Raw genomic sequence first — 8,775 nt, forward strand, 5'->3', positions numbered from 1 at the left:
TCATGATGGCAGGTTTGCAAGGCTCTGGTAAAACGACCACAACAGGCAAACTTGCTCGACGCCTGAAAAATCATGACCGTAAAAAGGTTTTGATGGCATCTTTGGATGTGTATCGTCCCGCTGCGATGCATCAGCTGAAGGTTTTAGGTGAGCAGATCGAAGTCGATACGCTGCCTATCACTGATGGCCAAATGCCGGTCGATATCGCCAAGCGCGCTGTCAATGCAGCCAAGCTTGGTGGCTATGATGTTGTTATCCTTGATACGGCTGGTCGCACAACGCTTGACGAGCAAATGATGGGTGAGGCTGCGCAAGTTGCTGAAGTCGCCAACCCAGCTGAAACAATTCTCGTTGCCGATGCACTAACGGGGCAGGATGCTGTTGAGACTGCGCGTCGCTTTAACGACCGTTTGAAGCTGACGGGGCTTATCTTAACACGTATGGATGGTGATGGGCGCGGCGGTGCGGCTCTCTCTATGCGTGCCGTAACAGGTTTGCCGATCAAGTTTCTTGGAACAGGTGAGAAATCTGACGGGTTAGAAGTTTTTGATGCGCGCCGTATTGCTGGCCGTATTCTTGGTCAGGGTGATGTTGTTTCCCTCGTGGAGCGCGCCGCCGCTGAACTGGACGAAGAAAAAACCAAACGCATGGCCGAGAAAATGGCCAAAGGTGTTTTCGATCTAGAAGATATGGCCGAGCAATTTCGTCAGCTACAACGCATGGGCGGCCTAGGCGGCATTATGGGTATGATGCCCGGTGCCAAAAAAGCCAAAGCAGCTATGGATTCTCAAGGCCTTGATGACAAAGTGATCAAGCGTCAAGAAGCAATAATTCTGTCTATGACCCCTAAAGAGCGCGCAAAGCCAGCACTTTTAAATGCCTCACGTAAGAAACGTGTGGCTGCTGGTGCCGGTGTGCATGTCTCCGAAGTCAATAAAGTTCTCAAAATGCACAAGCAAATGGCTGGCATGATGAAGAAAATGGGCAAGGGCGGCATGAAGCAAATGGCAAAAGCCATGGGCGCTATGGGCCAAGGCGGTGTGCCGGGTGGTCAAGCGATGGATTCAGCAGCATTGCAAGACATGGCTGGTAAAATGGGTAGTGGTCTGCCTGGCCTAGGTGGTCCGGGTGGTATGCCGGGCGGTATGGGTGGTTTACCCGGTCTTGGCGGTCCTCGCGGGGGCAAGAAGAAGTAATGACCCAATTTCTTTGTCAGAAATGCCAGCATGATTTGGGCGGTGCTGCTCTCAAGGGTAAGTGCCCTAAATGCGGTGCGAGTTTTAAAGCAAAATTGTCGTCTAAGATTGTCATTTTTGGTTCGATATTCTTGGGCTTTATGTTTGGTCCAATGGTGATCACGCCTTTGGCTATGCGCAACGGCGTTGATCCCCAATCTTTAGCTGGAATGGCGATTGGTATCATGGGCTCAATCACTGCGGTTCTCGTCTTGGGTTCCTTTGCATTGAGAGCGCTGAAACATGATTGGGAGGGCGGTAATGTCTGAAGAAAAGCAGGTTAATGCCCCTCAAGAATTGTTGAAATTGCGGGCATCCATCGACAATATCGACAATGCTGTCATCCATATGCTGGCCGAGCGTTTTAAATGTACGCAGGCGGTTGGAAAGTTAAAAGCCGACCATGATCTGCCACCATCTGATAAGGCCCGTGAAGCGGCACAGATAGAGCGTTTACGTCAAATGGCAAAGGATGCGGATCTTGATCCCGAATTTGCTGAAAAGTTTCTAAATTTCATCGTGACGGAAGTGATCCGTCACCACGAACAGTTTCGCAAATAGCGAACAAAAATCGGTCAATTCTTGACCACATATATTGCCAAATTAGGAGATAACTTATGGCTCTAAAAATTCGTCTTGCCCGTGGTGGTACTAAAAAACGTCCTTACTACCGCATCGTTGTTGCTGACTCACGTATGCCACGTGATGGTCGTTTCATCGAAAAAGTAGGTCACTACAACCCACTTCTTTCTAAAGATGATGAAGGTCGCGTTGGTTTTGATGCAGACAAAATCAAAGAATGGTTGGCTAAAGGTGCTCAACCGACTGATCGTGTAGCACGTTTTATCTCTGAAGCTGGTCTTGTTGAGTGGAAACACGGAAACAACCCAAACAAAGCGAAACCTGGTCAAAAAGCTCAGGAACGTATTGAAGAGAAAAAAGAAAAAGAAGAAGCACGTAAAGCTGCTGAAGAAGAAGCTAAAGAAGCAGCAAAAGAGGCCGCTAAGGCTGCTAAAGAAGCGGCTAAAGCAGCTGCTGAGGCTCCTGCAGAAGAAGCACCTTCTGAAGAAGCTGCATCTGAATAAATTACACTGGAATAGCCCTGCTATTTTTTAGATCGGGCTTATTTTTGAACACCTATTTGGCACTATGCTCCTCTTTTCCTTTTTGCGGAAAGAGGAGCATTTAGTTGATTGGAATACTTAATGGATTTGAACATCCGCGAAGCTCAACTTGAAGATATCGACTGGATTGTTGATTTAAACCAAGCAAATGTGCCAGCCGTCGGTTCACTGACGCGAGAAGACTATGTCGATTTAGAACCAAAATGCCATGCCGTGCTGCTTGCTGAAGATGAAACAGGTGAGCGTCTTGGTTTTGTTGTTTTGATGGTGAGAGGTCGCGATTATGCGAGCGCGAACTATCAGTGGTTTGAAAAAACGCTTGATAATTTCCTCTATGTTGACCGTATCGCTGTTGCTGAAAAAGGTCGCGGAAAAGGTGTGGGGCTAGCGCTATATTCAGAAGCGTTGGATATGGCAGAAGCACAAGGTGCCGAAAAACTTGCGGCGGAAGTCAACATCAAGCCGATGAATGAGATCTCACTCAATTTTCACAAAAAACTTGGATTTGAAGAAATTGGTGAGTTAAATCACCCAGACCAAGGTAAGACAGTTGTGATGCTAACGCGTTCAACTTTGAATCCGGAAAAATAATCTCAATGCGTGATGAACAGTCTAAAGCAAGTTTGGATCTTGTCGTTGTCGCCCAAATAGGCGGTGCGCATGGTGTGCGCGGTCATGTGCGTGTGCGTTCCTTCACTGTTGTCGCGGAAGATTGTTTTGCATATGGGCCATTGCTTGATGAGAATGGCGATGTGATTTTTACAGCTAAAAGCTATCAGGAAAATAAGGATGGCTTTGTCGTTTGGCCTGTAGAAAATCGTCAACGTGAAGAATGGATGGCGATGAAAGGCGTGCTGCTACATGTGCCACGTAATGCTTTGCCAGAGCCAGAAGAAGATGAATTTTACTTTGAAGATCTAATCGGCTGTAAAGTTGTGCATGAAGATGGCCGTGAGCTGGGTCAGGTGCTGAATGTACATAATTTCGGTGCGGATGATTTGTTAGAGCTAAAAAGTCCGCATGGTACGGATTATATGCTGCCATTCACGCTTGAAATTATTCCCAAGGTAGATGTCAAAGCTCAATTGCTGACGGCGAAACCAGAAGAGCAATATCTGCCCGATGCTCTTCGCATTGATGAGCCAGATGACGAAGAAGCTGACTCATCTGAAGACTAATTTAACGACAATTTTTATTTGGTTTTAAAAAACGGAAATATAATACTGAGTGCTTTTCGCGACTGTTGATTAGATTTTTGCGAATAGCGCCGCCGGGCGTTTTGTCTATTTGCTGGATGCCTAGTTCTTCGTTCAGATATTTTGCGAGATTGTTTGGCATTTTTGCGTCTTCATCTCTCCAGACAGCTAAACAGGCACCTTTACCAGTCGCAGCCGGAAAAGCACTAACGTGATAGTGTGCGTCTAATATGCGTGCATTTGGGAATTGTGTGCGTAAATTACCTGTGAGATGGGGATCTGCACCTATAATTGTGCCGTTTGCAAACCCTTCCATTGAGAGGTTTTGTGCAAATTCATCTATTGGCAAATATGTATGACAGCGCGCTTCTGTGCAGCTCATTATATCTTCGCTCCAATCAATAAAGCGGGCGATCGGAACGATGATAATCGAGATGAGTATAATAGCTGCCAAAGCTCTCATTGCGATAAAATAAGGGCCAGAACGTTGAACTTGAAAGAACAACCAGATTGGAAGAGCAAAAAATACAGGCAACATCCAGATCGTCACGAGCGTATGGCCCGTTATAATTGTTATGATGCTGAGGAAGGCAATGGATAGTCTCAATGTATAAGAAAATAGGCGACGCCAAGTGCGCTCAAATGGACCTTCGTCAACTTCCCGTTTGGGGAAGAATGGGTAAATGAAAGCAAACCACATCGGCCAGAACAGCAATAGGAAAATCACACCTAATGGCATGATGTATTCTACCATTGCGAAGAATAATGCCCGCAATGCTAAGCCACGGCTTAGCACTAGGTCTTTAATGCCTTCTTGCGTGGTGAAGGTAACGTTTTCACCCAAGCCAAAATCCGCAGCATTGAGAGAATTGGCAGGACCTCCATCTTGCAGCAGCCACATAGCATGGCATGCAAATACCGCTATGGTGAAGGCAAGAGTGACGCCGACATGAACCCATGTAATTGCAGGAGGTGATAGTCTATCGCCATTTGCATCATAATGAGGTCTTGTAAGTGATTTCATGCCCATCGCTGCACAAATCAGGCTAAGGGGAAACAAGATCAGATGTAAGTGGCTGAGCAAGCTTAGGCCGACAGAAATTCCAAAAGCAATCCACCATGCATATCCCTTGCTCGTGAGTGATTTTGTCAGACAAAAAAGAGAGATGGAAAGTAGAGTGAAATCTAATACTTGCGGGATCTGGTCTTCATGATTGCTCCACCCCACCATGAAAACGAGCGCCCAGCTGCCTGTGGCTGCTGCGGCTAGATCTAATCGACGATGAAGTAGTCCTGAAAAATCCATCCATTCAAATATGGTCAGCATTGATTTGTAATAAGCGCAGAGGCCTAATGTCATTAGCGCGTATTTTAAAATTGCGATGGAATATAGATTAACGCCAATTGTATTTTTTAGGCCGGCGAACATCCAAGACAAAAGCGGAGGGTGGTCAGTACCATACCCCAAGCTGAAAGACTGACCGAGTAGCGCAAATTGGGCTTCATCTATTGTCAGAATAGGTGAGGTAAAGATGCGAATGAGACAATGGAGGATACAATATCCGAGTATTGCACCATATATGAGGCGTTCTTTGGGAAAGCGTCCGTAATTGGCGGACCGTACAGGATCATTTTCGCTGTTTTGAGGGTCAAAACTCACTTCAGTCGAAGAATAGTGTTCCACTGGAATGCCTGCTTATCTATTTGCCCGAGGATCATTCCATTCAGCAGCGACGCCTTGGCCACCACGGCGCACTAACCAAATCATGCCCAATAAATCTACGATTCCTGCACCCAATCGTGAGATAAATCCGTATTTTGAGCTGCCATGCCAGCGTTCACGGTCATTTACATATTCTTCCTGCACATCCCAACCTGCGCGTTTTATTAGTGCTGGAAAAAACCTATGCATACTTGCGAAATAAGGTAGGTCTCTGAATGCGGTTGTGCGGATGAGTTTGAAGCCGCATCCTGTATCTTTAGCATCATCTTTTAGGCAAAAGCGACGTACACCATTTGCCACACGTGATTGCAGCCATTTAAATCCACTGTCATTTCGGCTGGTTCGGCGGCCTGCGATAATTCCCAGTAAAGCAGGGGCACCAGGTACGATTATTTCATTCCAGATGCGACGCGTGTCCGCGGGGTCATTTTGACCATCTCCATCTAGTAATTGCACCCAATCGCCTGTGACAGATTTTAAACCCGTAAATAGAGCGGCTGACTTTCCGCTTCTTGCGACGTGAGTAAGCACGGTAACTGTATCAGGATATTTTTCTTTTGCTTGTGCTAGTTCTTCACCAGTCGTGTCTGCAGATGCATCATTGACGCATATGACTTCAAATGAAATGCCGCCTAAAACTGTGTGCACCTCTTCTAGAAGAGGCGCGATATTCCCAGCTTCATTAAAAAAGGGAATGAGAACTGACAGTTTCAGATTAGATGAAGCCACAATGAACCATAATTTACTGCACGGATAGAGAAGTCCGTTTGTGGAATCATTAGCACAATTCACTATTGCTGAAAGGGATGTGAGGTTACAATTTGAGCGGTTTGATCAAGAAAAATATATATTTGAAGTGTTTCCAGCCTTATTCCTTCATTTCCTTACTTGGTCAAAGGTGGACGTGATGGATATCAGAAGGCTGCGCATATTGAATTGATGTTGGATGTTGGTGATGACAAGTCAGCCCGTACTTCATTTAAGAGGCTTTCAAGAGAAACCCCTTCAAAATTTTCAGCAGAAGAGGATTCGCCTATGTGGAGCGCGATTATCTTACCTGTTGTGAGATTGAAAACAGGAGCACCCGTTTCGGGTGTGATCGTGCCGCGCTTATAGATGACATGGCTGCGACCTGTTTCACTCTGTAAATTCGAGATTTCTATTGTCGCATATCCTAAATTACTTGGAATCGAAAAATCCTGATTTTGCTGAATGGTCGGTGCAAGTGAAAATATACCAATTGGTTCAAATTGTGTATTTAAGTCCTCTGCTTGCGCTCGTCCCAGTGATTTTATGCGGGTAAATTTCTGACAATCAATATCGCTGATGGATATCGCTCGAGCACCTGTGGGGAGTGTGTCTGGAATTTGATGCAGGCTAAAAGCTGGGCGATCCCCATTTTTAAGTTGTGATTGCCAAGCAGTACCCATGGCTTGTATTTGTTTTGAGCCATGTAATGCTGGAAGTTGAATGTCATAACTTTCATTGGATGATGGCTGAACCACAGCTAGTAAGACACGCTCGCTCGTTCGATTTGCAACAAAATGGAAATTGGCATTGTCATTTACTGTCGGTGCTTGTGGAGAATTAGAAGCGAGTAAACCATCATTGATTGGTGAGTCAGCTAGGTTGAATGTCGGCGTAAGAATGTAATTTTTATCGCGGTAGGCTTCGCCCAGCAATTCTCCAGCGATGATGAGACCTGTATACTGAGTTTCATGCGGGATTGATGATTGTTCCGTTGGAAACTGTATGCGAGCGACTGACCCTGCATGGCTGGATGCGCGGGGGTACCAACCTGAAATATGTGTTAAAACACCGTCTGTATTTGATGAAGGCGCTAGTCTCATGTCTGCATAAAGGCGGGTTTGAATAGCTTCAAGCTGGTTGTTGAGTTGCGTTGTGGACGATAATTTTTCTGATAGCTCAAAGTTTAGTTTTTTTGTTTCTTGCCAGCTAACCCCAAAATACGCGCACGCGCATATGCCTGCGGCTATTAAGGTTAAGCCGAATTTTCCAAAACCAGCGCGTTGTTTCTTTTCTGATTTGCTTTTGTAAGCGGCTAAACTCGCATTAATAAATGCATCTTGCAGTTTTGTGATGTGCGATGAAGTTTGAGGTTTGTTCGCCCGCCAAGACATTGCGCGATCCAGTTCGCGTCCAAAAAGCAAAAGTGAATGCGCTTTACCGTGATTTAGCCATTTAATCGCGCTTTTGGATAAGCGAGTATGTTCTTGAACCCATGAATGGTTCGTCTTTAGCTTGGCAACAAGGGTAGCGAGGTTTTGTGCAAAACTCGTGTCGCCTTGAAAGGAGACATACGGTAATTGCAGCATTGCTTCAGGGGCATCACCAGATGATATCGGCTTGATCGGTATGAGATATAGGCGCTTGCCCATATTGTATGCGTCTTCAAGTTCGGATGTGGCTTTGGAATCGTTCAAAGCGTCCGGAGTCAGTATGAAAAGAACGGTATCTGATGTGGCAATACGATCTTCGATTTCTAATTTTGGCGGTGCGGGAAGAGAAGCAGGGTTAAAGGATGTGATGACTTCGAAGCCGCATGTGGTTAATCCAGTCAGCAGTTCGTTCGCAAAACTGAGATCAGCTTGCGCGCAACATATGTAAACGCGTAATGCGTTGCTGGGAGTGTCGATCATATCCCCCCCAATTGCCCCTGTTAAACTTGATTTCTGTGCGTGATACTCAATAACCGTAAATCGTATTTATAATAAAGACAATGAATTAGAGCTGGAAGTTAATGTGACTATTGCGCAATTTCTTATCCACGTCATTCATTGGTAATTGGCCGGACTATACAGCAATCCTGTATATTCTATAGGCTATTCACCTAATGTGAGAATCGATGTGCCGATACGTTATTTTTAAGCGAATACGTGTTTCCGATTTTAATGGGGTTGATTGCGCATATAACAGGCTGCACATAGGTGCAGTTATCAACGAAGAGACAATTATGCGTTTTGATCTAACCTTTCTAACTCTTTTTCCTGATGCTTTTCCGGGAATGCTGGATGTCTCAATTATCGGTCGTGCAAAAGAACAGGGTATCTGGTCTTGCGAGACTATTGATCTGCGAGCTTTTGGGGAAGGTAAACATAGGCAGGTTGATGATACGCCGGCCGGTGGCGGGGCTGGCATGGTCATACGCCCCGATATTATGGCGCAAGCTATCGATTCTGTTGATCTTAAAGATCGACCCTTAATTTACATGTCGCCGCGTGGGAAAACATTGGATCAACAAAAGGTACGTGAGCTTGCGGATGGACCTGGTATGGTCATTTTATGTGGTCGTTTTGAGGGGCTGGATCAGCGCGTTATAGACGAATATGACATTGAAGAAATTTCGATCGGTGACTTTATATTGGCTGGTGGTGAAGTTGCTGCTCAAGTTATGTCAGAGGCCTGTATTCGTCTTTTGCCGGAAGTTGCAGGCAATGAAGAGAGCTTAGAGCAAGAAAGTTTTGAAACTGGATTGC

General features: G+C 45.6%; 10 protein-coding genes. 7 read left to right on the forward strand and 3 right to left on the reverse strand.

Translation table 11 applies throughout. The annotated features are described in order from the left end of the window. The 6 genes from AC5EF3_RS15490 to rimM form a co-directional block, all read left to right on the forward strand. The coding region (locus tag AC5EF3_RS15490) for a signal recognition particle protein (RefSeq protein WP_493548700.1) at positions 1 to 1,196 on the forward strand (1,196 nt) is incomplete at its 5' end. Next, on the forward strand, positions 1,196 to 1,504 hold the full coding sequence (locus AC5EF3_RS15495) for a hypothetical protein (protein ID WP_015826363.1): 309 nt from the start codon (positions 1,196 to 1,198) through the stop codon (positions 1,502 to 1,504). The genes AC5EF3_RS15490 and AC5EF3_RS15495, both read left to right, overlap by 1 nt. Then, complete coding sequence (locus tag AC5EF3_RS15500; RefSeq protein WP_015826364.1) at positions 1,497 to 1,796, forward strand: chorismate mutase; 300 nt, start codon at positions 1,497 to 1,499, stop codon at positions 1,794 to 1,796. The genes AC5EF3_RS15495 and AC5EF3_RS15500 overlap by 8 nt, the downstream gene beginning before the upstream one ends. 56 nt (positions 1,797 to 1,852) lie before the next feature. After that, on the forward strand, positions 1,853 to 2,320 hold the full coding sequence (gene rpsP / locus AC5EF3_RS15505; RefSeq protein WP_015826365.1) for a 30S ribosomal protein S16: 468 nt from the start codon (positions 1,853 to 1,855) through the stop codon (positions 2,318 to 2,320). Positions 2,321 to 2,440: 120 nt separating this feature from the next. Further along, complete coding sequence (locus AC5EF3_RS15510) at positions 2,441 to 2,950, forward strand: GNAT family N-acetyltransferase (protein WP_493548701.1); 510 nt, start codon at positions 2,441 to 2,443, stop codon at positions 2,948 to 2,950. Between the two features lie 5 nt (positions 2,951 to 2,955). After that, positions 2,956 to 3,537, forward strand: a complete 582-nt coding sequence (rimM, locus tag AC5EF3_RS15515; RefSeq protein ID WP_493548702.1) for a ribosome maturation factor RimM — start codon at positions 2,956 to 2,958, stop codon at positions 3,535 to 3,537. Between the two features lies 1 nt (position 3,538). On the opposite strand, the gene AC5EF3_RS15520 is transcribed toward rimM, so the two are convergent. The 3 genes from AC5EF3_RS15520 to AC5EF3_RS15530 form a co-directional block, all read right to left on the reverse strand. Beyond that, positions 3,539 to 5,239, reverse strand: coding sequence for a glycosyltransferase family protein (locus AC5EF3_RS15520; RefSeq protein ID WP_493548703.1), 1,701 nt, complete (start codon positions 5,237 to 5,239; stop codon positions 3,539 to 3,541). A 12-nt stretch (positions 5,240 to 5,251) separates the two neighbouring features. Beyond that, entirely contained in the window at positions 5,252 to 6,007 is a 756-nt protein-coding gene (locus AC5EF3_RS15525; protein WP_493548704.1) for a glycosyltransferase family 2 protein, read from the reverse strand. A gap of 185 nt (positions 6,008 to 6,192) precedes the next feature. Continuing rightward, on the reverse strand, positions 6,193 to 7,938 hold the full coding sequence (locus AC5EF3_RS15530; RefSeq protein WP_493548705.1) for a toll/interleukin-1 receptor domain-containing protein: 1,746 nt from the start codon (positions 7,936 to 7,938) through the stop codon (positions 6,193 to 6,195). A gap of 314 nt (positions 7,939 to 8,252) precedes the next feature. Between AC5EF3_RS15530 and trmD the strand changes: the two genes are divergently transcribed. Further along, the coding region (gene trmD / locus AC5EF3_RS15535; protein WP_493548706.1) for a tRNA (guanosine(37)-N1)-methyltransferase TrmD at positions 8,253 to 8,775 on the forward strand (523 nt) is incomplete at its 3' end.

It is taken from the genome of Hirschia sp., assembly GCF_058892565.1.

Coding starts and splice junctions, on each gene's coding strand:
- AC5EF3_RS15495 (WP_015826363.1), top strand. CDS start 1,196: ATGACCCAATTTCTTTGTCAGAAATGCCAGCATGATTTGGGCGGTGCT.
- AC5EF3_RS15500 (WP_015826364.1), top strand. CDS start 1,497: ATGTCTGAAGAAAAGCAGGTTAATGCCCCTCAAGAATTGTTGAAATTG.
- rpsP (WP_015826365.1), top strand. CDS start 1,853: ATGGCTCTAAAAATTCGTCTTGCCCGTGGTGGTACTAAAAAACGTCCT.
- AC5EF3_RS15510 (WP_493548701.1), top strand. CDS start 2,441: ATGGATTTGAACATCCGCGAAGCTCAACTTGAAGATATCGACTGGATT.
- rimM (WP_493548702.1), top strand. CDS start 2,956: ATGCGTGATGAACAGTCTAAAGCAAGTTTGGATCTTGTCGTTGTCGCC.
- AC5EF3_RS15530 (WP_493548705.1), bottom strand. CDS start 7,938: ATGATCGACACTCCCAGCAACGCATTACGCGTTTACATATGTTGCGCG.